This window comes from Vibrio sp. AK197 (genome assembly GCF_053903115.1).
On record NZ_CP096430.1, the window covers coordinates 543,807 to 569,907 of the forward strand.

Genomic DNA, 26,101 nt, shown 5'->3' on the forward strand with positions numbered 1-26,101 from the left:
GCAAGCAATGAAAAGAGCATTTATTTTAGTCCTTGACTCATTTGGGGTTGGGGCAACACAAGACGCAGTTAAATTTGGTGATGTGGGCTCTGATACACTCGGACATATCGCCGATCACTGTGTTCAAGGTTTGGCTGATAACGAGCGACGTCAAGGTGCATTGAGTTTGCCAAATCTGTCTAAATTAGGGTTAGCAATGGCGCATAAAGAGTCAACAGGTCGACTCGCGCCAGGGTTAGATGAAAGCGCCGAGATCATAGGCGCCTATGCTCATGCAGCTGAATTGTCTTCAGGAAAAGATACGCCATCGGGACACTGGGAGATTGCCGGTGTTCCTGTATTGTTCGATTGGGGCTACTTTAGTGATAAGCAAAACAGTTTTCCTAAAGTCTTGACTGATCGCATTCTTGAGCGAGCAGGACTTGAGGGCTTTCTGGGTAACTGCCACGCATCAGGAACTCAGGTATTGGATGATTTGGGCGAAGAGCATATGCGAACGGGTCTACCTATCTTCTATACATCAGCGGATTCGGTGTTCCAAATAGCGTGTCATGAAGAGACCTTTGGCTTAGATAAACTGTTGGAGCTTTGCCAAATTGCGCGTGAAGAGCTGGAAGATTACAACATTGGCCGCGTGATCGCTCGTCCATTCATTGGGCCGAGAGCGGGTGAGTTTGTTCGCACGGGTAATCGTCGAGATCTTTCTGTTGAGCCGCCATCGGCGACGGTGTTGCAAAAGTTGGTCGATGAAAAGCAAGGACGTGTGGTCTCTATTGGTAAAATTGCTGATATTTATGCTCACTGCGGAATTACCGATAAAGTCAAAGCCAACGGAATTGAAGCCCTGTTTGATGCCACACTTGAACAGGTGAAAGCTGCAGGCGACAATACGATTGTTTTCACTAACTTTGTTGATTTCGATTCTGCGTATGGCCATCGCCGTGACGTGGCAGGCTATGCCGCGGCACTGGAATATTTCGATAAGCGTCTGCCTGAGCTTCTGAACATTATGGAGCAAGACGATGTGCTTATTCTCACGGCCGATCATGGCTGCGATCCAACTTGGGCGGGGACTGATCATACTCGTGAGCATATTCCGGTATTGATTTATGGGCCGCAAGTGAAAGCTGGCTCATTGGGCCGACGCGAAACGTTTGCCGACATTGGACAGAGTCTTGCGAGTTATTTTGCAACCACGCCAATGGATTTCGGTAAGAATTTTCTATAATTGAATACTAGCGCTTGGGCTTCATTATTTTGATAAGCCCACTCTTTATTTAGCCTAAGTCACGAGAAGGAAAGTATTATGGCTACTCCTCATATTAATGCAGAAGCTGGCGCTTTTGCTGATGTCGTTTTAATGCCGGGTGATCCACTACGTGCTCAATACATTGCTGAAACCTTTCTTCAAGATGTTGAAAAAGTGTGTGATGTTCGAAATATGTTCGGCTTTACTGGGACCTATAAAGGTCGCAAAGTTTCGGTGATGGGCCACGGTATGGGGATTCCATCGTGCTCAATCTATGCAACAGAACTTATCAAAGATTACGGCGTGAAGAAGATCATTCGCGTGGGTAGCTGCGGTGCGGTAAGTGAAGATATCAAAGTCCGTGATGTTGTGATTGGGATGGGGGCATGTACCGATTCTAAAGTGAACCGTATTCGTTTTAAAGGCCATGACTTCGCTGCGATCGCGGATTACAAAATGGTAAAAGCAGCGGAAGAAGCGGCAACGGCACGTGGCATCAACGTTAAAGTCGGTAACTTGTTCTCTGCTGAGCTGTTCTATACGCCAGATCCTGAAATGTTCGATGTGATGGACAAATACGGCATCGTTGGTGTGGAAATGGAAGCGGCAGGTATCTACGGTGTGGCTGCTGAATACGGCGCGAAAGCACTAACCATTTGTACTGTATCTGACCACATCAAAACCGGTGAGCAAACCACATCTGAAGAGCGTCAAACCACGTTTAACGACATGATTGAAATTGCTCTGGATTCAGTGCTGCTTGATGATAAGTAAGCAATAAATAGAAAAAAACCTCAGCCTTGGCTGAGGTTTTTTGTATCTGATGAAATCGCGGTGTTACTCGGTTTCTCCGACACTTTGTAGCAGCAGGTTCGGACCACGTTTTTTTGGACGACGGCGAATGATGATGGTCAACAGCACTCCACCAATAAAACTCATTGCCACCATGGTGTACATATAGCGATCACTTTTACGGTAATAGTGATCAGAGAAGGCGGTCAGAAGCCCCGTTTCAAAGGTGATCCGCACATAGCCAATAATACTACCATCGTACATTACTGGTTCTACCAGTTGTTGCTTACCGATTCTTGCGGTTTCAAGTGGCGTATCGAGACCAAGAATTTCCCGTACCGATTTGGCACTGTCACTAGAGGCCAAGCGAATACCTTCCGAATCGTAAATCGCGGCATCAAACACCAGTTTGTCTTGAGCAAGTTGATTGGTCAGCTTTAATAAACGTTCTTGATCTTGCTGAGCGATCATTTCACTCGCAGAGAGAGAGGCTTGAGAAATTAGGACTTTGGTCAAGGTTTCAAGCTGGTTGGCTTGAATCTCTTCATTACCTTTTGTGATTTTGACACTGTTAATGCCAATGACCACCACCATCACAGCGAGCAACAGGATGACAATGACCCTTAAAACCATGCGAAAAGAGAATAAAGAGGCGTTCATACCTTAACCTAAAAGAAGCTTATTTTAACAACGTCCATATTGATACTTGCCTAAGTAAATTGCAATAGGGTAACGTGAGGGGGATTCAGTGAGGAAGAACTACATGGATAAGTTAAAGACGTTACCAATACGCCGACATACCACCCTTTTATCTCGTCTGCCAGAGATTCTCGACACCACTCAACATCAACGTAGCCAAGCCAATTGGATTGTGTATGGAGAGTATTTATCGCCACGTTACTTTGAAGATATCGACTTTTTCTTAGGGTATTTGAACCCCATTGTCGATGCATGGAAAGTCGGAGGCTACGAAGTCGCGCTGATGGCTGGTGAGTTGACCCCTCAGCACGAAAAGATTTTACAGAGCCTTCAACTCGATTACGCACGCCTAACGGAAGTCCCTGATCTGTCTAAACCAGGACTGATTGTTATGGATATGGATTCCACGGCAATTCAAATTGAATGTATTGATGAAATTGCTAAATTGGCGGGAGTTGGAGACGAAGTTGCAGAAGTAACCGAACGTGCGATGCAGGGTGAGCTGGATTTTGAGCAAAGCCTGAGACAACGAGTTGGCAAGCTTGCTGGCGCCGATGAAAGTATTTTAACCACCGTTCGCGACGTTTTACCCTTGATGAATGATCTTGAGGTTATGGTGGCGACACTTCAACAGTTTGGCTGGAAAACCGCGATAGCCTCTGGTGGCTTCACCTATTTTTCTGATCATTTGAAACAGATACTGAGGCTAGATTTTGCCCAGTCCAATCAACTTGAAGTTATTGAAGGTAAGCTCACAGGGCAAGTGAAGGGTGAGATTGTCACGGCACAAATTAAAGCCGATATTCTGCAAGCATTAGCCGAAGAGCTCGATATAGAACTCCATAATACGGTTGCGATTGGCGATGGGGCTAATGACCTTATTATGATGAATGCCGCTGGCCTTGGTATTGCGTATCATGCCAAACCGAAAGTTGAGGCGGCTTCGCAAGTTGCGATTCGTTACTCAGGGTTGGGCGGCGTTGTTTGTGTCTTGTCGGCAATGCTGGCCAAACACCAGAAATTGAGTTGGCAAAGTAAGCCTTAGATAATAAAAAAGCGCCGTATATGGCGCTTTTTTATTGCGTCGATGAGGTGTTAACGAGTGAGTTGCAAACGGACTAATACTTCTTCGGTGATATCCGTAATTTCGCTGTAACCGATGATTGACGCGATCTCTTTCTCCAATTTTTTTGCTTGCGGCATGCTGATCGTCGCTAACTCCTCAAGATCTTTTCTCAGTAGCGTTGTCATCGGGTCAAACACCGGGGCACCACAAATGCGTAGCACAAAACATTCGCCAACAGATTGAGCATTTTTGATAAAGGCAATGCGCTCTTTAATGTGCGTAAACTCTTCTCGCAGTTTGGCTTCGACTGACTGAATCCGCTTGCCAAATTTAAAAGCGCAGATATAAAGCTCATGGTATTGAGGAATGGCACCGTCAATCCGCTTCATCGGCTGAGCCAAGAGGGTATTGGTGTGCCCTTTATATATTGGTGCAAGAGAAAATTGCTCACTATTACCGAGTTGGGCGAAAAGAGCCAAGTGAGGTAATAATGGGTAATTCACGCCCATCACTTTCGGTCTTAAATTGGCGCCCGGTTTATCAACAAAAATCGGGGTACTCACCATTTTATCCAACAAAATGTCGTGTAGCCCTTCAAGCAATGCATCACTAGGCAGAATTTCTGTTTTTGGTTTGAGTTTCGCCTGATTGTGTTCAATCAACGTATTAAAGAAGGCAATGGTTTTAATAGTTTTACTGTCTTCGAGCATCACCATTTGCAGTTGTTTCCCATTGGGGCTAACGCGTATAACACGGTAAGGTACCGTATTGAGTGGTAAGTTTTTATCGTAAAGCTGTAGCTCTAGGAAGTTGATTAGGCATTCGTCGCCGCTTTTAAGTGCGCAAGGGGTTTCCAGCTTTAGATTTAAGCCTCGCTTGGAGAAATCAAAGCTTTTCCCCGCGATTGTTTGCTGGTTGGCCGTTAATTCGACGGGAGTTTGCAGTGGATAGCGTGGCTCTTTTCTTCGCGAAACGGCATCAAAATATAAGCACCTTGGCTCGTAGGCTTGGTTTCGTGGATGACGAAAAGCGTTCAGTTCACTGCTCGCCAACTTTGGTTTTTCACTGAGCAAGTAATCATGGCTCGCTGTATCGTCGGCAATCTCTTGCAAAATGCCGCAGTGAGTTAATGTATTGGTGCCTACGGCGAGTTCTTCAGCGTGGTCGATTAATTCGCGACACTCTTCTTTGTTCAGTTCAAAAATATGCAGGCGAAAAACTTTCCAGCTTGGTTTTTTGGCTCCGATGTGCCAGAACAACTGGCGCTGCTCTCGGGTTGCCTCCGGCATCATCATTGAAAAAAACAGTGTTTTGTCTTGGTGCTCATGAGTAAAGGTGTAAAGCACATTATTGGTTGCGCGAACGCCAGGGCTGGTAAGCAGAGACAGACGTTGAGGGTTCAGTAAGCTGGTCAGCGATTGTTGATTCCGTTCATCGTGCCAATATTGCCAAATAGGCTGATTATTTTCGGTCATCAGCGCCAACTTTAGTTCACTGCCACTAAAAAACAGCGGTAACGCACAGGTATGTTTGAGATAGGCATGTTCAAAGCTTCGAGTACGTGCACGAATGACTTTATCTTGATTATCGTGTTTGGTGCGCTGAGTATCATTGCGCAGCGATTCGTCAATCAGCTGGTCTATGGTATCGTCGTTATCGAGCTTCAGAAGACGTAAATATTTCACCGCATCATTATCATAGCTTTCATCGACCGCTAGAATTCGATAAGTCATTGGCGACTGTAGCCCTATGACTTCGGAAGTTTTTGCCAGCTCACTAAACAACAGGGTGAGCGTATCGCCAAGCTTGTACTCAAAGGCACTAGGGACTTTGATTTTGGCACCGGAAGGCGAAAGGTCTAACGTCAATCCATGCACCAATTGTGAACCGCGAAGCGTCATTTCAACTTGCGAGCTGACTTTGAGACGATTCTCTTTACGCTTGAGATCATAACCTAAGGTCAGCGGCTCAACGTCATACTGATTTTCTTTGGCGGTAACCTCGCGGCCGAGAGGTTTACCGCGCTGTTGCATCACGCGAAAATTATTACGAGTGTTGGACAAGGCTTCCCATACCCCTTCGGTATAGCCGCCAAACTTACGGGTGTTTTTATGGTAAGCGTTAAACGCGACGTCATCTAGCCAGTGGGTGAGTCCATCGAGTTCATATTCTCGACATTCTCCTTGCACGCGACCACGGAGATCGATGACCTTCTGACAAGGCGCCATAATACGATTTAATTCCATTTTCAGAAGGATTTTGACCGAAGGTGGCTCGTCCGCAGTAATTTGATTCAGAAGCTTTTCAAAGTCACCTGAATGGTATGCGGGGATGAGTCTTTCTGCTAAAGAGAGAATATCGGATTGCTGCATATTTTCTGTTAGAGTATCTCACTCTCAATAATTAAGGCTGGTTATCCAAGATAACGGCGATTCAATCGGTCGCTCTTGTTATCGGCTACGATGCGATAATCTTTAGATATTTGGAACGCATGATCAACTTGAATATGACTTCAAAAAGATAGCGTTGTCACAGAGTTGAATTTAATCGAGGTAGTATGGCAAAGGCAAAGCGAGCTTATGTCTGTAATGATTGTGGAGCGGATTTCCCGCGTTGGCAAGGACAATGTAATGCCTGTGGCGCATGGAATACGATAACTGAAGTCAGAATTGCTGCCTCGCCAACCGTCGCGCGCAATGAGCGTCTAAGCGGTTATGCGGGTGGGGCAACCACTGAAGCGCAAGTGCAAACACTGTCAGAGATCGATCTCCAAGAAGTGCCGCGCTTTTCTAGTGGTTTTAAAGAGCTAGATCGCGTACTGGGTGGTGGTATTGTTCCTGGAGCGGCGATTTTGATTGGTGGTAGCCCAGGCGCAGGTAAGTCAACCTTACTATTGCAAACCATGTGTTTGCTTTCGTCGCAAATGCCTGCGTTGTATGTGACCGGGGAAGAGTCTTTACAGCAAGTGGCACTTCGGGCTTCTCGATTAGGACTACCGAAAGATAACCTAAAGATGTTATCGGAAACCAATGTCGATCGCATTTGCCAAATCGCAGAAAAAGAGCAGCCACGCATTATGGTGATTGACTCGATTCAAGTGATGCATGTGTCAGATGTTCAGTCATCTCCTGGTAGTGTCGCCCAAGTCCGTGAATCGGCAACGGCGCTAACACGCTACGCCAAGCAAAATAATGTCTCGGTATTTATCGTTGGCCATGTTACCAAAGATGGAACCTTGGCTGGGCCTAAAGTTCTTGAGCACATTATTGACTGTTCGGTATTGCTTGATGGGGGAACTGACAGCCGTTTTCGTACGTTGCGCAGCCATAAGAACCGTTTTGGTGCGGTGAATGAGTTAGGTGTGTTCGCTATGACGGGGCAAGGTTTGCGTGAAGTCAGCAACCCATCGGCAATTTTTTTGTCTCGCGGCGAAGAGGAGACGTCGGGCAGTTCCGTCATGGTTGTGTGGGAGGGGACTCGCCCATTGCTGGTGGAAATTCAGGCGTTGGTTGATTATTCCCAACTGGCTAATCCTCGTCGGGTGGCGGTTGGGCTTGAACAAAACCGTTTGTCTCTATTATTAGCGGTGCTGCATAAACACGGTGGTTTACAAATGGCCGACCAAGATGTGTTTGTGAATGTCGTTGGTGGTGTTAAAGTAACCGAAACCAGCGCAGATTTAGCTTTGGTCATGGCGCTGTTATCGAGTTTTCGAGATCGTCCTTTGCCTAAAGACGTCGTCGTATTTGGCGAAGTGGGGTTGGCCGGTGAAATTCGTCCGGTACCAAGTGGACAAGAGCGTCTCAACGAAGCATTTAAGCATGGCTTTAAAAAAGCCATCGTGCCGATGGCGAATATGCCCAAAGGGGGCATTCCCGGAATGCAAATTCACGGGGTTAAAAAACTTTCCGAAGCGATTGATGCTTTTGATGAGTTGTAATAATCATCATTAAAGTGTGTCACAATAGAGCCTAAGCTTAGGTAAATAAACGTCCTACCCTAATATCGTCTATGATTTTTTGGGGGTGGGGATGTTATCCCTAAATATTTTTTATACGAACAGCTCGCAAGGGTATCAGTCTTTTTAGATTGTGATATACTCTGCGCGCAATTTATACCTTATAAACAGAGTAAGACAATGGCAGATTTATCGAAATACAGAAACATTGGTATTTTCGCGCACGTTGACGCGGGTAAAACCACTACCACTGAGCGTATTCTAAAGCTTACTGGTAAAATCCATAAAACGGGTGAAGTTCATGACGGTGAGTCTACAACTGACTTCATGGATCAAGAAGCTGAGCGCGGTATTACTATCCAGTCAGCAGCTGTAACGTGTGAGTGGAAAAACCACCGTCTAAACGTTATCGATACTCCTGGACACGTTGACTTCACAGTAGAAGTGTACCGTTCTCTGAAAGTACTTGATGGCGGTATCGGTGTATTCTGTGGTTCTGGTGGTGTTGAGCCTCAGTCAGAAACTAACTGGCGCTACGCAAACGAATCTGAAGTTTCTCGTATCATTTTCGTGAACAAGCTAGACCGTATGGGTGCAGACTTCTACAACGTTGTTGACCAAGTTAAGAACGTACTAGCTGCTAACCCACTAGTTATGGTTCTTCCAATCGGTCGTGAAGATGACTTCGTTGGTGTTGTTGATCTACTATCTCGTAAAGCATACGTATGGGATGACACTGGTCTTCCAGAAAACTACGAAGTTCAAGACGTTCCTGCAGACATGGTTGATGATGTTGAAGCTTACCGTGAAGAGCTAATCGAAACGGCAGTTGAGCAAGACGACGATCTAATGGAAGCTTACATGGAAGGTGAAGAGCCTTCTATCGAAGACCTAAAACGTTGTATCCGTAAAGGTACTCGTGATCTAGCATTCTTCCCAACATACTGTGGTTCTGCATTTAAGAACAAAGGTGTTCAGCTTGTACTAGACGCGGTTGTTGATTACCTACCTTCGCCAACTGAAGTAGACCCACAAGATCTTACTGATCCTGAAACTGGTGAGCCAACAGGCGAAAAAGCGATTGTTTCTGCTGATGAGCCACTACGTGCTCTAGCATTTAAGATCATGGATGACCGTTTTGGTGCACTAACCTTCATCCGTATTTACTCTGGTCGTCTGAAGAAGGGTGACACCATCCTTAACTCTGCGACAGGTAAAACTGAACGTATCGGCCGTATGTGTGAAATGCAAGCGGACGACCGTAACGAGATCACTGAAGCTCAAGCGGGTGACATCATCGCTGTTGTCGGTATGAAGAACGTTCAAACTGGTCACACTCTATGTGATCCGAAACACGAATGTACTCTAGAACCAATGATCTTCCCTGAGCCTGTAATCTCTATTGCAGTTACTCCAAAAGACAAAGGTTCAACTGAGAAAATGGGTATCGCGATCGGTAAAATGGTTGCAGAAGATCCATCATTCCAAGTTGAAACTGACGAAGATTCAGGTGAAACCATCCTTAAAGGTATGGGCGAACTTCACCTAGACATCAAAGTTGACATCCTAAAACGTACTTACGGTGTTGAACTTGAAGTTGGTGCACCACAAGTTGCTTACCGTGAAACTATCACTCAAGCAGTTGAAGATAGCTACACGCATAAGAAACAGTCTGGTGGTTCTGGTCAGTTCGGTAAGATTGACTACCGTATCAAACCAGGTGAGCCAAACTCTGGCTTCACGTTCAAATCAACGGTTGTTGGTGGTAACGTACCTAAAGAATTCTGGCCTGCAGTTGAAAAAGGCTTTGAATCAATGATGGACGAAGGTGTTCTAGCTGGCTTCCCAACGCTAGACGTTGAAGTTGAATTGTTCGACGGTGGTTTCCACGCAGTTGACTCATCAGCAATCGCTTACGAAATCGCAGCGAAAGGCGCATTCCGCCAATCTATGCCTAAAGCGGGTGCACAGCTTCTTGAGCCTATCATGCACGTTGATGTTTTCTCTCCAGAAGACAACGTGGGTGACGTAATCGGTGACCTTAACCGTCGTCGTGGTATGATCAAAGATCAACAAGCTGGTGCAACTGGTGTTCGTATTAAAGCTGACGTTCCTCTATCAGAAATGTTTGGCTACATCGGTCACCTACGTACTATCACTTCTGGTCGTGGTCAGTTCTCTATGGAGTTCGCACACTACGCAGCATGTCCAGCAAACGTTGCTGAGCAAGTTATTGCTGAAGTGAAAGAGCGTAACGCTAAGAAGTAATTATCACTGATAATTCTTTGATAAAAAGCCCCATATTTGGGGCTTTTTTTATGTCTAATGAGATGACTTAGTCTCTGTATTTAAGGTGATTCACGTGCGTAGCTCGCTTCCAATGTCATAAAATCACAGGGTGAAGATTGTTGGAATTGGGCAATTTCTCTCTTCATCCAGTGCATAAACTGAATCACTTTTTCGCGTTTAAAATAGCCTTTTGGTGCACATGCGTAATAGCCAAAATGAGGCTTAATCGCTACGTCACCAATGCGAACTAACTTTTCTTCCTTGAGGTAACGCTGAACAATGGAGTGTTTAACCAAGGCCACTCCTTGTAATGATAAGGCTCCCTCAAGCACATACAATGAGCCGTTATAGCGCATTGTGGAGCGGTCATTATGCATAATGCCGACATTATCTAACCATGTATGCCAATCGATATCAGGCCAAATATCTTCAAGAAGATCAGCTTTAGAGAGATCTTCTAATCGATAAATCTGCTTTTCTTTTTGATAGATCGGATTGCAAACCGGATAAAGCACCTCATCCATCAACCATTCTGACTCCAAATTATCATATTCTCCACGACCGTAACGAATACAAAGATCAATACTCGAATCTTGAAATTTTACCAGTTGATCTGTGGGTTCAATGAGCATCGCAAGGTCTGGATATTGTTCGCGAAACTGGCGGATTCTAGGCACTAACCAATGCTGTGCAAAAGAGGGCACAGTAGAGATCGAGAGTTGGTTGGGCGTAGGATCTTGGTTGATGAGTCGTATTCCATCCTGAATGTAGGAAAAGCCCTTTTCTGCTTGTCGATACAGTGTTTGACCTTCATGAGTGAGCCGGATCTCTCTATGATGTCGGGTGAAAAGATCGACCCCTAACCACTCCTCCAATTGACGTATCTGTTGACTTACCGCTGCGGGGGTCACGAACAGTTTTTGGGCGGCGAGCTTAAAGCTTCCTTGCTGCGCAGCCATATAAAAGTAATACACACCTTGTAATGGTGGAAGACGTTTACTCACATTAGTTTTCCTTAACTGAAGGATAGAATCTATCGTTTGTCGAATAAGTGGTATTGGTTAATTATTGCCCTAAGCACGAGATAAAAACAGGAGAAGAACATGGCTGAATTGGTATTACGGCAACGACATCCATCACACAATACATTTAAACGTATCATTAGGGTTAGTTTAGCTAAACTTAAACAGTGGCGTCAAAATTCAAGAACACGCCATCAATTATCTCAACTTTCCGCGCAGCAGCTATGTGATATTGGTATCGAATCGAATATCGCTGAACGAGAAGCAAAGAAATGGTTCTGGCAATAAGCATTCAACCCTCTGAGCTATTGTTGCGTTGCCAGTAATAGCTCTTTCTTCAGCCACAAATTAATTTCGTTAATTCTTCAGAGACGATGTCGACCCAGCCGTTGTCAAAACGAAACACGGCACGAACTTTTATCTTTACTAATAATAAAAAAGGAGCGCAAAGCACTCCTTAAAATAAAGACAATAATCGAAATCAGAAAAGTTACTCTTCCCATATGACCAATTTATCTTTCGGCCATTGTTGGCCCATATCGTGATATTTTTGCTCTAGAACATGACGTTTGATTTTGAGCGTTGGCGTTAAAATGCCATTCTCAATACTCCAAGGATCTTTGATCATTAACACGCCTTTAATCTGCTCATGGGATTCAAGTTCTGAATTCATTCGATTTATGATCTTACGTGTGGTTTTTTCATAGCGGTTCCGATCAAAGTTTTTAAACTGGTGCGGAACAACCAACAAGATAGGAGCGGGTAATCCAAGGCCTATCAAGCACATCATTTCAACCCGGCTGTATTCAAATAGCTTTTTCTCGATAGGGACAGGGGAGACAAATTTCCCTTTGGCTGTTTTAAACGTGTCCTTTTTCCGTCCTTGTATCGTGAGATAACCGTCTTGATCAAGTGAGCCAATGTCACCAGTATGCAACCAACCTTCACTGTTAAAAGATTCTTTGGTGGCTTCGTCATTATGATAATAACCGGAGAACATTCCTTGGCTATGGACCAGAATTTCGCCATCGTCCGCTATTTTGACTTTGACACCGGGCCCTGCATTTCCTACGGTTCCAATCTTATCTGGATTAAATGGATAATTAATGGTGCTGTAGGCAAAGGATTCGGTCATTCCCCAAGCCTCTGTAATATTTAATCCGATAGAGTGATACCATTTTAATAATGCAGGCGAGACCGGGGCTGAACCACAACCTAAAATGCGAGCCTGACTCAGTCCTAAACCATCTGCGATTTTCTTTTTGACAAGGGTATTCACAAACGGAATTTTTAGCAGAAGATTGAGCTTTCTCTGTGGCATCTTGTCTTGAATGCGCTGCTGGAAAAGCGTCCATAACCTGGGTACCGAAATAAAAAATGTCGGTTGATGACGTTTTACATCCTCAATGAAGGTGTCTAGGGATTCTGAAAAAGCCGTCGGCACCGCGCCCGTAATTGAGGTACCAAAAACATAAACCCGTTCCGTGATGTGGGCTAATGGAAGGTAAGAAAAGAGCCGGTCGTCATCTCTCAGGCCAATCAGTTCCACTAACTGTTTAACCGACCACGAAAAAGCGCCGTAGCTGAGCATCGCCCCTTTTGGTTTTCCTGACGTTCCGGATGTATAAACCAAAGACATGATCTTGTTGTCGCTGTGCTGTGGCCGCGCCTCGCTGGGGGAAGATTGAGCGATTAATTGATCAAAATTGTATTGCGCGTTAGGGGCGGAAGGGTAAGAAAAGGCGATAGAGATAATATCACTGTTGGCTTTTAAAGCTAACTCTGTTGCCTCTTTATTATCTAACTTCCCAACAACTACGGCTCGACTCGAGCTGTGTTTCAAACAGTAGTCAATGGTGTCGTCACCTGCGGTTGGGAAGATAGGTACGCTGACATAGTCTCCCAACATCAGTGCTAGGTCGGTGACGAACCATTCAGCACAGTTTTTTGAAATGAGTGCGACCCGCTCTCCTGGTTGAATCCCTAACTCTCTTAGAGCAGTGACTAAGCGCAGTGCTTTGTCCGCAACTTCAGCAAATGTCCATTCAATAAATTCACCATTCACGCTCTGCTTTAAATACACAGAGTTTGGTTGTTCTTCTGCCCATTTCAGAATCAATTCATTTGGCGGTGGCAGGGTACAAGAGAGCTCTTGAGTTTCATTTGGCAACATCATATGCAAACTCCATTCAATCTATTTTGTAATTATAATGTTAAATCAATGTTAAGTTAGCATGCTGGCGTCGCTTATGAAAAGAGTTTCGCTCTAAACATAGAGCTCAATAGCAGATATTTAGTTTATACAGAATGCCTGTAACGCGCAGGCGTGACCCCAGTTTTCTTTTTAAAGATACGAGTAAAGTAGGAAACATCCTTGTAGCCACACTGGAACGCGATAAAGGCAACTTTAGTCTTTTTATCTTCTCTTAGCAGTTGTTTGGCTAAGCCGATGCGTTTCTGGATCAGATAATCCCTAAAGGTCATCCCGATGGAATGATGAAAAATTTTGGAAAAATAACTGACAGAATAGTGGCAGTAGTCAGCGATATCCTCCTCACGAATCGTGCGAGATAGGTTGTTATCGATGTAACGTAAAATTTCGATGAGATCTTTATTGATAGCTTGATCTTGCTGTTCACCCTCTTCGAGAGAAAGGGTCGTTTCACCAAGTAAGTAGGTCAGTTGGGTCGAAAGTTTATCTAGCCAAGGAAGGATATTGTTTTCCTTGAGGTTGTAACTGGCAATGATGCTCTCATGGTTAAGTTTGTTTGAATCTAATAATCCGGTATGAATGATAATTAGGTTTTTTTTGAGAAACTCACAAATCTTGAGTGATGTATTGAGGAGTCCACTTTCACTCTCTTTTTCATGGAAGAAAAAACAGTACTGAGTGTTTGGATCGCTCAGAATGGACACATCGAATCCAAATTCATTGATTTTAAAATTGTTTTCAATGCTTAGCATTGTATCTCTAGGAATAAATGAGAGAGATTGGCCTAGCCAGTTCCCTCTGTGCCTTAAACCCATTGTTTATCCATCAATCAAAAGTTTGCTTTAAAGCTTAGATGAGCATTTTACGATTTCAATGCTCTATTTATTATTTTGTTACTTGCGCAAATGATAATTAAGGCATTATTGGGCTTATTTTTATGAATCGATATCACAAATATGCCATAAGTATTTTTTGTCAAGTTTCATGAATAAGAGTGACTTAATTCTGTTTTAGAAGAGCTTGCCTTTGTATTTTTGTTTTTATTTTTCAGTTAATTATTTGTATTTCTATTTGTGCTTCTCCTTGCGATTTTTATTCATTTGATGTTGTTTTGGGTTGTTATGAGTTCAAGTTCATAACAAAAAAGTACTATTCATTAATACATAAATACTAACCGTTAGAGCTTTTTGGTTGTAATTTTTAATTAGGCTTTTAAACAGCCATTACCCAAGGAGAAGTTTATGGATAAGTTTTTGAAATCTGTTAAGTCCTTTATGCAAGATGAAGAGGGGTTGACTGTAGTGGAGTATGTTATTGGCGGCGCTTTAGTGGTTGCTGCTATAACAGCAATATTCGGTACTTTTGAAACTCAGTTGCAGGCTGAATTAAACTCTTTCTTTACGTGATTGTGTGCGAATAGATGACGTGATGAAAGTCCACTAATTAATTTGTGTGAATATCATAATGAATCTTGAGTGATTAGGCTAAGGTGTTTAATCACTCGATGTACTGATTTATCGATAACTAATCAGAGGTGTTTATCGTTTTATGAGCTTCCCGCTTTGGATCCTTTTCAGTGTATTGGCAGTGTCAGATGCAAGAGAAAATAAAATCCCAAATATAATTTTGTGCTTTTTGTTCGGTTTTACTCTGCTTGAAGTGTTGCTCTTGTCTAATTCACCTAACGATTTAGCTTTATCATTTGTTGGGGCTGGGATTTTTTTGGGTGTGGGAATCTTGCTGTATTGTTTTGGCTGTATGGCTGCTGGCGATGCAAAATTGCTTGCAGTTGTTGGTTTCATTATGGGGTGGGGGAATTTGGTAGCGATAACGATTGCAATATCGTGTGCTTCAGTGGTTGTTGGAAGTTTCTACTGTTTTCAATACTTGGCCTACAAGCCTACGTTGCTCGAAAAGACAATAACTCGTTATAAATTAGTTCTTTATGGTGGATTGCTGGCTTCAAAACCATCTGGAGGAAAATCAGAAGACAAAATAAGAATGCCTTTTGCGCCTATCGTCGTTATCGGCTTAGCGTGGCATCAGTATTTCTATTAACTTTATTGAATGTCAAGGAAGCAAGTTATGGAAGCAAGCTCTGAGGAAACCCAAGAAAAAGTTACAACACTTAAGCCTCAAGCTCTCGCGCCAAGCGTGCCGACGTCTATTGATCTTTTGCAGGTTCCCCGTGCGGTTTTAGAAAACTTGCTTCTTAAACAGCTCGCTGCATTCCCAAAATCCGACTTGCTTCAAGTCACCAAATTGATGGGCATCAACAGTCACTTGGTTGAAGAGTTGATTGCTACGCTGCGTAAAAAATCCCTCGTTGAAGTGTTTCAGTCAGACGCCTCTCCTTCACACACGCATGCTGGGCGAGTTGTTTATGCGCTTTCTGATATGGGAGGCCAAGAAGCAGATGTCGCATTTAAAAAAGATGCTTACATAGGCCCTGCCCCTGTTTCTCTGCAGCAATATAACGAAATGGTTCAAGCTCAAGATGTTAGAGCAAACTTAGTAACACGAAGTGACGTCACGGCTGCACTGAACGAGGTTTATGGCGCCGAGAGACTGATTTCTCTGCTAGGCCCCGCGATTAATTCAGGAAGAGCACTTTTACTGTATGGCGATGCGGGTACAGGTAAAACCTTTGTCGCCACGCGGCTTTTAAACTCTTTGAATACATCTGTTTACATACCCTACGCAGTGTATGCCGCTGGAAATATTATCAAGGTCTATTCCCCACAGCACCATCGAAAAGTACATCAAGAACAAAGTCAAAGTATCATTTTTAAAGGACAGTATGACCAGCGATGGGCACTATGTGAGCGCCCTAGTATTCAAGTCGGTGGCGAATTAACAATGGATATGCTTGAAGTTAACCACTCTGAGCATAACCGGGTGTGGATGGCACCTCTGCAAATGATGGCAAACAATGGCATCTTTATTATTGATGATTTGGGGCGTCAGCCCATGCCTGTCGCAACATTGCTTAACCGTTGGATTGTGCCCATGGAGTACTTCTTTGACCATCTTAATCTCCCTAACGGTCAACAGATTACGATCCCCTTCATTCTGACACTTGCATTTTCAACCAATCTCGACCCCGAAAAAATCAGTGATCCGGCCTTCCTAAGACGACTAGGTTACAAGATTCAGTTTCAACCTTTGCTTGAACAGGAATATACGGCTCTCTGGGATAAATTAGCACAAGGACGTCAATTGGAAATAGCATCGACTTCATTTGACACTCTTCTTTCTTTGCATCGCCAACATGAAGTCGGTTTTTATCCGTGCTTACCTAAAGATATTGTTGGCATCAGCCGCGATATTATTGCTTTTGAACAGACTGAGCCGGTAATTACTTCCGAGATTTTATCCCGGGCATGGGAAGTGTATTTTACTGCCGATGGAAAAGGCGGAGGTAAACGATGAGCCGCAACCAGATTATTTTATTATTTTTCCTTTCTATTCTATTTGGCTTAGGAGCGGTATTTTTTGCTAAGCAATGGATGGATAGTCAGACCCAACCCCAGGTGGAAGTTGAAGTGGTTGAGCGCGAACCTGTGGTGATCGCGAGTCAGGAGATTAAGGCGGGAACCATTGTTGACTCAGCGCACCTCTCAACAAAATTGCTCGAAAAGAGCTGGAGAGCGGAAGATCAATACACAAGCGCCGATGATCTTGTTGGTCAGGTTGTTGAGAATACGATATTCCCAGGAGAGATTATTACGCTAAATCGTGTGACGACCCCCGGTGAAGGGGCGACACTCGCCGCGTTGATTCCGGAAAACAAACGAGCAGTGACGATTCGAGTTAATGACGTTATTGGTGTCGCGGGATTTTTGTTGCCGGGAAATAAGGTCGATGTACTAAACACCATCAAATATGGACAAACGTCTGCCAACACTCGAACGGTTTTAAAAGATATTAAGGTATTGGCCGTAGACCAAACAGCGAAAACCGATGAAAACAAACCAATAATTGTTCGCGCAGTAACGTTGGAAGTTTCTCCTTCAGAGGCTGAAAAATTGCTGTCTGCAAAAAGCCGAGGAGAGATTCAACTCACTTTAAGAAACCCTCATGAAAAACCCAAACCAGTAGTTCGGCGCTATGTGGCTCCAAGTGTGACCATTATTAAGGGCACAGAGTCTTCTAATATTCGAGTTTCGGACTGAGGTGAAAAATGAAAAGAGTCAATGTTTGGGTTTTTAGCCTTTTTATTCTGTGCTTTAGCGGGCTTTCTTACGCTGCTCCTCAGACCGGAAAAATAGTGACGGTGCCCCATCATAAATCCACCCACGTTACATTAGTCGGAAAAGCCAAAAGAGTCTCGTTGGGGGATCCTAGTGTATTAGATATTGTGATGCTGAAATCTGACGAGCTATTTTTAATTGGTAAGAAGCTTGGTTCAACAAACCTCATGGCTTGGGATCGTAATGGTCGCTTGATTGAATCAATCAATATTCAGGTTACTCATGATCTAAACAGTTTGAAAGCCAAGCTTTTTGAATTTATGCCTGATGAAGTGATTAAAGTGCATAGTTCACAACAGCGTTTAGTATTAAGCGGTCAAATTAGTTCTCAGTCAGCGATGAATATGGCGTTAAGAATTGCAGAGACGTACGCCTCAGGGGTTGCTGTGGATAAGCAAACCGAGTCATTGAGTGAACAAGTAGGTCAAACAGGCGTTATTAACCTGATGACCATCGGAGGTGCTCAACAAGTTATGTTGGAAGTTACTGTTGCAGAAGTTCAACGCAGTTTGGTCCGCCGTTTCGACGCCAACTTTCATTTCTTTGAGCAAAACGGAAGTTTTTCTTGGGGGGGAACTTCTGCTGGAGGTCTTATTGATGACGTCAACGGTGTTATTGGGCCGATATTTAATTCGCCCTCTATTCAAGATACCGGATTGTTAGGCTCTTTTATCGACAGTGATACCTTATTTACTTTCGCTTTAGATATCGCCAAACAAAATGGGTCAGCAAAAATATTAGCCGAGCCTAATTTAACCGCGTTGAGCGGAGCTAAAGCCGAGTTTTTGGCGGGTGGAGAGTTTCCAATACCGGTTCCAAATGATGATGGTATTACGATTGAATATAAAGAGTATGGTGTCGGTCTCAAATTTATTCCTACTGTACTGAGTGACAAAAAAATCAATCTAAACCTCGCGGTTGATGTCAGTGAGATAGCCAATTCTAACTCCTTGACTGTTTCTCCGGGCTCGACTAATGGTACATACGTGATCCCTCCTATTACCCGGAGAAGTGCATCTTCAACGTTGGAGTTGGCCGATGGCCAAACAATCGGAATTGCAGGACTATTAAGTGAAAACGTTCGTGATGCTATTAGCGAAATGCCTGGGTTTAGTGACATCCCAATTATCGGACAGCTTTTCAATAGCCAGGAGTTTGTGTCTGGCGAAACGGAACTCGTTATCCTCGTAACCCCGCGCTTAGCTCAGCCTATCGATAGAAACGCAGTCAGATTACCTACCGATGCTTATATCAAACCCAGCGATATTGAATTTTATTTGCTTGGCAAAGGTTCGTATATTGCACCATCTTCAGACGTTAAACCTCGTTATTCCAGCGTGGAAGAGACAAGCGCAGGATCTAATAAAGGCGGTGCTGAAGGGGTATTCGGTCATGGTTTATAGGAAAGCATTATGATGAAAAAACGATTTCAACTTGTGTCTTTGACCTTTGTCAGCTCATTGATTGTTGGATGTAGCAGTGAACCATTACCTTTAGGACAACATGTTGTCGCGGTAAAAGAGCTGCAGACTTTCAACCCGAACGCAAGCCAAGATAATTTGGGGTATATCCCATCAGGAAGTGGGGAAAGAATGGAGTCAGCTTACCAAGTATATACAGGGAAACAGGGCGAGGATTTATCAAGCTCTGATAGTCAATTTATTGAAGGGTTTAGTGATTAGCCCTTAAGGAAGGTGGTATGCGTGTTTCGATGTATACCCAACACCGGCATCATCAATCAGGATTGGTTGTCGCGATCGTAACCTTAGCTATGTTTTCTTTAATTGGCATAGCAGCCCTCGCCATTGATGTTAACCATGCGTTGATGAATAAAAGCCGCCTACAAAATAGTGTGGATGCGGCGGCGCTTGCGGCTGCAATTGTGCTTGATAACGAGGGCACATCAGAGTCTGCCAAGTCGGCAGCCGAAGAGACTTTAACCAAGATGGCCTTATTCGATGGTAATGATGAAATGGAGTTTGATTTTACCAATCTTGAGGTTCTATTTTCTGACAATGCGAAAATTTTTTCTTCGGACTCTGCTGTTAGCTCACCTCGATTTGTTCGAGTTTCGATCAATGACTACCCTCTCTATGGTTTCTTTACCGATATTTTTGATATAGCTAAAAGCATTACTGCAAGCGCCGTTGCCGGACCAAGCCCAGGGGCGGTCGTTGCTAATGTGGTGCCTATGGCTGTGTGTGAAGGAAAGGAAATTAATGACAGTTTTTATGGATATTCAAGTTCTACGATTTATGCATTAAAACTTCCCTCATCTTCTGGTCATGATGATCCTGAAGGTGAATCTATGGGGCCTGGTAACTTTCAGTTACTTGACCTGAGTAGTACTGATGGTGAAGGCAACATTATTGATATTGATTATAAGACCAATTCTGGAGCATCTTCCGTCAGAGATGGATTAGCTGGACATTTCTACGGCCAAGTAAAGATTGGAGGCACGGTAGATACAAAACCTGGTGCATCCACGGGACCCGTTGGGCAAGGGTTAAATACTCGTTTAGATAGTGATGATGATATGACCCCTCCGGACCAGTACATAAAAGAGCCTACGACAAAAGCTCGCTTAGATAATAATGGTGAAGTGGTATACGAAGGGGAGTGGTATTACGCCGATTATCTGAGTGAGCGACAAACCTGTTTTGGTGAATCTCAAGATACCTCGTTATGTCCCGCAAATGGCCAACCAGACCGTAGAATTTTACCTGTGCCCATTGTTGACTGTTCAAGCGGAGTCGATGATAGCGAAAACGGCAAAACAACCTATCGTGTAACGGCTATTGGGTGCTTTTTTATGCTTCAGAAGGCACCGACCAACAATAGTGGTAAAGATGCCGTTTATGGCGAGTTTATCTCTGAGTGTGAAGTCACTGGCGGTATGCCGGGTAGTGATTCTAACAACGATGGACCATATCGAATTGTTTTGTATGAAGATCCATATTCGGAGGATTCATGAAACGATTAACTAATCAGCGTGGTATTGCTGCTGTAGAGTTTTTAACCGTTTTACCTCTAATGCTTTTTATTCTTCTTGCTGTTGCTGAGTTTGGGCAGGCGTTTATCACGTTTAATGTATTGAACAAGCAGGCTCAGAATGGGGTTAGGTATGCAACGTCCGCAATTCAGGGGACGGCAAGTTATGATCAAATTGCCAATGAAACAAACATTAAAAATATGGTTGTGTATGGAAAGGTTACCCCAAATTCCGATGATGAGAGTTCGGTAAAAAATCTCACAACGAACGATGTTACTGTGGATCATAGCAATGGATACGTCACTATATCGATTAACTATAACTACATTCCAATCATCGATTTTATTCCTACTTCCCTAGATTTAGAGTTTCCACTTAATACCTCTATCGTTATGAGGACTCTACCATGAAAAAAAGGAATAAAAGCCACCATGGTCTCAGCATTATCGAATTTACATTTGTTGTCACTGCTCTGTTTTTGATCATGTTTTGGGTGATGGAAGCGGGTCGTTATATGTATTCGCTTCAGCTTATCAATAATGCGACTCGAGTTAGCGCTCGGCTAGCCGTCGTTTGTCGAGTTCAAGACCAAGCCGATATTCCTCTTCTTGCTGTCCCTAAGCCTTTGCTTGGAGGATTTAGTGCGAGTGATATTGATATTGAGTATTTAGATAGCAATGGTTTGGAAGTTGATATTGATGTGTCATCTAAAAGTGCAGAAATGGAAACCTATTCTAAGATTAATTATGTACGAGCCAAAGTTAATGAAAGTTTCAAATACCAACTTTCTGGCTTACTTAGTCTCTTTGGTATAGAGGGGGCCATAAGTATTCCGAGTTTTGAAACTATCAGGCCTAGAGAAAATTTGGGTTATCACAGCTCAGATAGTGAAGATGTTTATACTGATTGTTAAGGAGTAACAATGGGAGAAGCGGTGACCTTAAACTCGAACAGTCATAATCATTTTCGTTTAAAAACGAACTTAACGGTTTGGGTATTCTATTCTTCAGATAGATTTCATCTTCATATCAGTCAAGAGTTGGCGAACTGTGACAACCTGAGTTTTGAAACAATCTCTTTACACAGTTTAGTCGTTGCTAACCTCGCCCATTTTTCCCCACCGGATCTTATTTTTGTTGAGACTGGACCGAATTGGGCCCAGAAAGTGATGGAGCTTCAACACTATGAGGCTCCTCAGGAACAGCAAGATAACCACGAAGCGTCTCTCATTGTTTTTGGGAATGAAAATGATAATGGTGCATTAAAAATCGCTTTAAAAATTGGTGCTGCGGATTTCATTTCGGATCGGGTTGTACTCTCTGAAATGATGCCTATGTTCAAAAATGCGGTTGAAGATAAACTCGCTAGTCGCAGCATTGGAGATATGTACGCCTTTGTTAATACAAAAGGTGGGGCAGGCGCCTCTATGCTAGCGGTAAATACGGCGATTGAAATGGCTAAAGTATACCCAGAGAAAGTGTTATTACTCGATCTTGATCTTCAATTTGGTGTCGCAAATGATTATTTGAATATTAATTCTTCGTATGGGCTCGCAGATGCAATAGCTAATGTGTCTGATATGGATGAGATGTCTCTAGCTAGCTATGTGACCAAGCATAAGTCCGGACTTCATATGCTGACATTTAAGCCTGAAAATGGTCACGATAATTACGATAAAGCTAAGAATTTTAATAAATTATTGCCAGTTCTTAGAGAGGTTTACCCTTATGTTATTGTGGATTTGTCACGCGGATTAGATCGCATATTTGCGTCCGTCATTGTTCCTGCTAACAAAGTATTTTTAGTTACTCAACAGAACTTGGTTGCGGTTAAAAACAGTGCTCGAATCATAAAAACACTGACATTCGAATTTGGTCTTAGTAGAGAGCAAATTGAATTAGTTGTTAACCGCTATGAAAAAAGGCAAAGCATAAAATTAAAAGATATTTCAGAGACGTTACCTGGCGTTAAAGTGCATATGATTCCCAATGATTTTAAGGCTGCAGTCGAAAGTGCCAATTTGGGTAAACCGTATGTTCAATCAAAGAAAAACTCTTCTCTAGCTAAATCTGTTATTCAGTTTACACGTACTTTAGTGCCTGAAACTGAACAGAAATTAAGTTGGATAAAGCGCTTGTTTAGCTAATTCAGAGAGGGCGAATAATGTTATTCAAAAGAAAAAACATTAACTCAGATTTGCAGGAAAAAGTAGAAGCTGCAGACAGAGTTAATATGGTCGTTGAAAACGAGAAAATACAGCCGTTAGTTGGTGAACCCAAAGTAGACCCTCCTTCAACCACAGAACTTAGGCTCAGAGAACTCGAAGCGAAAGAGAAAGCAATAGATGATGCTCGAAAGCAGCTTGAGCAGGAACTTTCTACTAAGCACTACTATCATCAGCGTTTATTAGAAACGCTTGACCTTGGTCTTTTGGCAAGCTTAGAGAAGGAAAAAGCGAAACAGGATCTCCACGAGGCTATCGTTCAACTGATGGCTGAAGACCAAGGTCATGTCTTGAGTGCTGAGGGAAGAAAACGTGTTATCCAACAAATAGAAGATGAAGTGTTTGGGCTTGGTCCGCTTGAGCCGTTACTCCACGATCCTACCGTGTCCGATATTCTGGTTAATGGTCCTAAAAGCGTTTACGTTGAACGCCGAGGAAAATTAGAACGAACACCATACACTTTTTTAGATGGTCGCCATCTTAGAAATATTATTGATCGTATTGTTAGCCAAGTTGGCCGTCGTATTGATGAAGCGTCACCCATGGTCGATGCTCGTTTGGCTGACGGGTCTCGTGTGAATGCGATCATTCCACCTTTAGCGCTTGATGGCGCATCGGTATCTATTCGTCGCTTTGCTGTCGATAAACTGACCATGGAAAATCTACTTGGCTATAACTCTTTATCTGAAGCGATGGCTCAGTTCGTTGAAGCGGCTGTGAAGGGTGAGCTGAATGTATTAATTTCGGGGGGGACAGGTTCAGGAAAAACAACCACACTGAATATATTTTCAGGGTTTATACCTTCAGATGACCGCATCATTACGATTGAAGACTCTGCAGAACTGCAACTTCAACAGCCACATGTGGTTAGATTAGAAACTCGTCCCCCTAATCTAGAAGGAAAAGGAGAAATCACTCAGCGTGATTTGGTAAAAAATTCATTACGTATGCGACCTGATCGCATTGTTCTGGGTGAGGTTCGTGGTAGTGAGGCTGTCGATATGTTGGCTGCAATGAATACTGGACATGATGGCTCATTGGCAACTATTCACGCCAATACTCCGAGAGATGCCCTGAGCCGTGTTGAAAATATGTTTGCGATGGCAGGTTGGAACATGTCGGCGAAAAATCTACGCGCACAAATTGCTTCGGCCATTCATCTTGTGGTGCAAATGGAACGGCAAGAAGATGGTAAAAGACGGATGGTCAGCATATGTGAGATTAATGGCATGGAAGGTGAAATTATAACGATGTCTGAAATATTTCGCTTTAAACGCCAAGGAATGGATGAAGAAGGGAATGTCATCGGTTATTACAGTGCAACAGGTATTGTTCCTGCTTGCCATGACCAATTAAATAAAAGAGGTATGTATTTACCTTTTGAAATTTTTAATGAAACTCATTTATAAGGAGATTTATTATGCCGCAAGATGCCACTCTGTTTTTTGTTTTATTATTTTTTGCGGTTGTATTTATTTCTCAGGCATTGATTCTTCCTGCCGCTGGTAGCAAAGCGAAACACAAGCAGTTATCTGAACGCTTGAAAGAAACTCAGAATAGTCTTGATGAGGAAGCACGCTCTATTCTTAATGAGCAATACTTGAAAAACTTGTCACCTTTAGACCGAAAACTTGTTGCCTTTAAATGGTTTTCAGTACTTAAAAAAAATATTGAGTTATCTGGGCTAGATTGGACGATCAGCCAAACTATATCGGTAACGATGATTATTTCTATTTCATCAAGCGTTTTACTATTTCTTTTAAATCAGCCTTTTTATACCTCGATAGCTAGTTTTATTTTTACTTGGGTTAGTTTGCATTTTTATCTACAAAAGAGAATTGCTAGAAGACTTTCACTCTTTGAAGAGCAATTACCTGACGCCCTAGATATTATGCGTAGGATGTTACAAGCTGGACAACCTGTAACTCAAACATTTAATGAAGTTGGTAGTGAAATGGCGGATCCGATTGGTGTTGAGTTCAAAAATACCTTTAATTTATTAAATTACGGTTACGATATGCGCTTAGCCATTATGCAGATGGCAGAAAGAACGCCGACGGTGTCTATGCTGGCATTTGCTAGCGCAATATTATTACAAAAAGAAACAGGGGGGAATTTGTCTGAAAACTTGGAAAAAGTATCTCATTTATTAAGAGCTAGATTTAAACTACAACGGAAAATCAAAACTATTTCTGCGGAAAGTCGTTTATCTGCTTGGATTCTGGTGCTTTCTCCATTTGGATTATTTGTAATGCTTTGGTTTACTAATTCAAACTATGTTGAACCTTTGTATTCAACTACGAATGGAATGAATATGGTTGGGTTTGGTTTAATATGCTTATTCCTAGGATCGTTATGGATTCGAAATATTATTAATTTCGAGGTGTAACATGGAGAGTATGTTGAGTTTTATTTCTGGATTTCAAGTCAGTTCTCAAATGATTTTTTTAATCATGTTGCTTATTTCTACGGTATTAATCGTAATTACAATTGTTTTACTTGTCGTAGGAAAGAGATCGCCATTAAAGGTAAAACTAGAGCAAATAAAAAGCACACAAGGTTTATCTTCAGGAAAAAAAACACATAGATTTGAAAATACATTAGAGTCTTTGGCGCCAGTAATGACACCAAAGAGTTTAAAAGAAAGAGAAAGTGTTCGTCACCAACTCATGCATGCTGGGTTTCATGATGCAAGTGCATTGACGACTTTCTATGCTTTAAAGGGCAGTTCATTGGCGCTTGGGTTCGGAGTTGCTGCAGGCATTTATTTTATTTATCCAAATCTGGACAACATGCTTTGGTTTATCATGTGTACCTCAGTTGCTGCTGGTACCTTTGTTCCCAATATTATTTTGCATAACATGGTAAAAAAAAGGAAATTTCGATTAAGAGGTGGGGTTCCGGATGCACTCGACTTGTTGGTGGTTTGTACCGAGTCAGGTCTTGGATTTAATGCAGCATTAAGACGAGTTGCTGATGAATTAGCCCTCTCTCATCCCGACTTTGCTGATGAGCTGGATACTGTTTGCGCCAAGATAAAAGCGGGTGTTGATATTTCTGATGCATTTAACGACTTGATAGAAAGAACAGGCGTTGTAGAAATCTCTGGTTTAGTGACGATGCTTTCTCATGCCTCCAGAATTGGTGGGAGTTTATCTCAGAGCTTACGTGAATACACTGAAGATTATAGAGATAAACGAAACCAAGAAATAGAAGAGCTGGCAGCAAAAATACCAACAAAAATGATATTTCCGATGTTGATATTTATTTGGCCTTGTTTTTTTATCGTTGCAATAGGCCCCTCTCTACTGATGCTAGCTGATGCTTTTGGAAAATAGGGTAGAC

24 protein-coding genes are annotated in these 26,101 nt (G+C 42.9%); 19 read left to right on the forward strand and 5 right to left on the reverse strand.

The genetic code is table 11. The annotated features are described in order from the left end of the window. The first annotated feature begins 7 nt into the window (after window positions 1-7). On the forward strand, window positions 8-1,228 hold the full coding sequence (locus tag M1D72_RS09665) for a phosphopentomutase (RefSeq protein ID WP_456296731.1): 1,221 nt from the start codon (window positions 8-10) through the stop codon (window positions 1,226-1,228). Window positions 1,229-1,306: 78 nt separating this feature from the next. After that, complete coding sequence (deoD, locus tag M1D72_RS09670; RefSeq protein WP_456296732.1) at window positions 1,307-2,023, forward strand: purine-nucleoside phosphorylase; 717 nt, start codon at window positions 1,307-1,309, stop codon at window positions 2,021-2,023. Between the two features lie 63 nt (window positions 2,024-2,086). On the opposite strand, the gene M1D72_RS09675 is transcribed toward deoD, so the two are convergent. Next, on the reverse strand, window positions 2,087-2,701 hold the full coding sequence (locus M1D72_RS09675) for a YtjB family periplasmic protein (RefSeq protein WP_456296733.1): 615 nt from the start codon (window positions 2,699-2,701) through the stop codon (window positions 2,087-2,089). 103 nt (window positions 2,702-2,804) lie between these two features. Here M1D72_RS09675 and serB point away from each other — a divergent pair, with 103 nt between their 5' ends. Continuing rightward, window positions 2,805-3,785 carry a phosphoserine phosphatase gene (gene serB / locus M1D72_RS09680; RefSeq protein WP_456296734.1) on the forward strand — a complete coding sequence of 327 codons (981 nt, stop codon included), beginning with the start codon at window positions 2,805-2,807 and terminating at the stop codon, window positions 3,783-3,785. 50 nt (window positions 3,786-3,835) lie between these two features. On the opposite strand, the gene M1D72_RS09685 is transcribed toward serB, so the two are convergent. Further along, a complete protein-coding gene (locus M1D72_RS09685) occupies window positions 3,836-6,178 on the reverse strand; it encodes a PilZ domain-containing protein (protein ID WP_456296735.1) in 2,343 nt (780 codons plus the stop codon). Between the two features lie 185 nt (window positions 6,179-6,363). Between M1D72_RS09685 and radA the strand changes: the two genes are divergently transcribed. Together radA and fusA are read left to right on the forward strand one after the other, a co-directional pair. After that, a complete protein-coding gene (gene radA, locus M1D72_RS09690) occupies window positions 6,364-7,746 on the forward strand; it encodes a DNA repair protein RadA (RefSeq protein WP_456296736.1) in 1,383 nt (460 codons plus the stop codon). Window positions 7,747-7,944: 198 nt separating this feature from the next. Beyond that, entirely contained in the window at window positions 7,945-10,032 is a 2,088-nt protein-coding gene (fusA, locus tag M1D72_RS09695) for an elongation factor G (RefSeq protein ID WP_456296737.1), read from the forward strand. 80 nt (window positions 10,033-10,112) lie between these two features. Here fusA and M1D72_RS09700 read toward each other — a convergent pair whose 3' ends face one another. Beyond that, window positions 10,113-11,057, reverse strand: a complete 945-nt coding sequence (locus tag M1D72_RS09700; protein WP_456296738.1) for a LysR substrate-binding domain-containing protein — start codon at window positions 11,055-11,057, stop codon at window positions 10,113-10,115. Between the two features lie 99 nt (window positions 11,058-11,156). Between M1D72_RS09700 and M1D72_RS09705 the strand changes: the two genes are divergently transcribed. Further along, the gene (locus M1D72_RS09705) at window positions 11,157-11,363 is read left to right on the forward strand and encodes a DUF1127 domain-containing protein (protein WP_456296739.1); all 207 of its coding nucleotides are present in this window, start codon (window positions 11,157-11,159) and stop codon (window positions 11,361-11,363) included. Between the two features lie 202 nt (window positions 11,364-11,565). Here the strand turns inward: M1D72_RS09705 and M1D72_RS09710 are convergent, their stop codons facing one another. Both M1D72_RS09710 and M1D72_RS09715 read right to left on the reverse strand, forming a co-directional pair. Continuing rightward, a complete protein-coding gene (locus M1D72_RS09710) occupies window positions 11,566-13,251 on the reverse strand; it encodes an AMP-binding protein (RefSeq protein ID WP_456296740.1) in 1,686 nt (561 codons plus the stop codon). A gap of 122 nt (window positions 13,252-13,373) precedes the next feature. Beyond that, on the reverse strand, window positions 13,374-14,102 hold the full coding sequence (locus tag M1D72_RS09715; protein ID WP_456296741.1) for a helix-turn-helix domain-containing protein: 729 nt from the start codon (window positions 14,100-14,102) through the stop codon (window positions 13,374-13,376). Window positions 14,103-14,528: 426 nt separating this feature from the next. Here M1D72_RS09715 and M1D72_RS09720 point away from each other — a divergent pair, with 426 nt between their 5' ends. The 13 genes from M1D72_RS09720 to M1D72_RS09780 all read left to right on the forward strand — a co-directional run bounded on the left by M1D72_RS09720 (window position 14,529) and on the right by M1D72_RS09780 (window position 26,094). Further along, complete coding sequence (locus M1D72_RS09720; RefSeq protein WP_456296742.1) at window positions 14,529-14,693, forward strand: Flp family type IVb pilin; 165 nt, start codon at window positions 14,529-14,531, stop codon at window positions 14,691-14,693. Window positions 14,694-14,835: 142 nt separating this feature from the next. Then, entirely contained in the window at window positions 14,836-15,345 is a 510-nt protein-coding gene (locus M1D72_RS09725) for an A24 family peptidase (protein WP_456296743.1), read from the forward strand. A gap of 27 nt (window positions 15,346-15,372) precedes the next feature. After that, entirely contained in the window at window positions 15,373-16,719 is a 1,347-nt protein-coding gene (locus tag M1D72_RS09730) for an ATP-binding protein (RefSeq protein WP_456296744.1), read from the forward strand. Beyond that, window positions 16,716-17,462 carry a Flp pilus assembly protein CpaB gene (cpaB, locus tag M1D72_RS09735; RefSeq protein ID WP_456296745.1) on the forward strand — a complete coding sequence of 249 codons (747 nt, stop codon included), beginning with the start codon at window positions 16,716-16,718 and terminating at the stop codon, window positions 17,460-17,462. The genes M1D72_RS09730 and cpaB overlap by 4 nt, the downstream gene beginning before the upstream one ends. An 8-nt stretch (window positions 17,463-17,470) precedes the next feature. Beyond that, entirely contained in the window at window positions 17,471-18,943 is a 1,473-nt protein-coding gene (locus M1D72_RS09740; RefSeq protein ID WP_456296746.1) for a type II and III secretion system protein family protein, read from the forward strand. Window positions 18,944-18,952: 9 nt separating this feature from the next. Then, complete coding sequence (locus tag M1D72_RS09745; RefSeq protein WP_456296747.1) at window positions 18,953-19,222, forward strand: hypothetical protein; 270 nt, start codon at window positions 18,953-18,955, stop codon at window positions 19,220-19,222. Between the two features lie 17 nt (window positions 19,223-19,239). Continuing rightward, on the forward strand, window positions 19,240-20,514 hold the full coding sequence (locus tag M1D72_RS09750) for a Tad domain-containing protein (protein WP_456296748.1): 1,275 nt from the start codon (window positions 19,240-19,242) through the stop codon (window positions 20,512-20,514). Next, a complete protein-coding gene (locus M1D72_RS09755) occupies window positions 20,511-20,942 on the forward strand; it encodes a TadE/TadG family type IV pilus assembly protein (RefSeq protein ID WP_456296749.1) in 432 nt (143 codons plus the stop codon). The genes M1D72_RS09750 and M1D72_RS09755 overlap by 4 nt, the downstream gene beginning before the upstream one ends. Continuing rightward, entirely contained in the window at window positions 20,939-21,445 is a 507-nt protein-coding gene (locus M1D72_RS09760) for a TadE family protein (protein WP_456296750.1), read from the forward strand. Before M1D72_RS09755 ends, M1D72_RS09760 begins: the two co-directional genes overlap by 4 nt. 9 nt (window positions 21,446-21,454) lie before the next feature. Continuing rightward, window positions 21,455-22,678: an AAA family ATPase gene (locus M1D72_RS09765; RefSeq protein ID WP_456296751.1), complete on the forward strand. Its 1,224-nt coding sequence runs from the start codon at window positions 21,455-21,457 to the stop codon at window positions 22,676-22,678. Window positions 22,679-22,695: 17 nt separating this feature from the next. After that, window positions 22,696-24,165 carry a CpaF family protein gene (locus M1D72_RS09770; protein WP_456296752.1) on the forward strand — a complete coding sequence of 490 codons (1,470 nt, stop codon included), beginning with the start codon at window positions 22,696-22,698 and terminating at the stop codon, window positions 24,163-24,165. Between the two features lie 11 nt (window positions 24,166-24,176). Further along, on the forward strand, window positions 24,177-25,145 hold the full coding sequence (locus M1D72_RS09775; RefSeq protein WP_456296753.1) for a type II secretion system F family protein: 969 nt from the start codon (window positions 24,177-24,179) through the stop codon (window positions 25,143-25,145). A gap of 1 nt (window position 25,146) precedes the next feature. Further along, a complete protein-coding gene (locus tag M1D72_RS09780; protein ID WP_456296754.1) occupies window positions 25,147-26,094 on the forward strand; it encodes a type II secretion system F family protein in 948 nt (315 codons plus the stop codon). Window positions 26,095-26,101 lie beyond the last annotated feature (7 nt).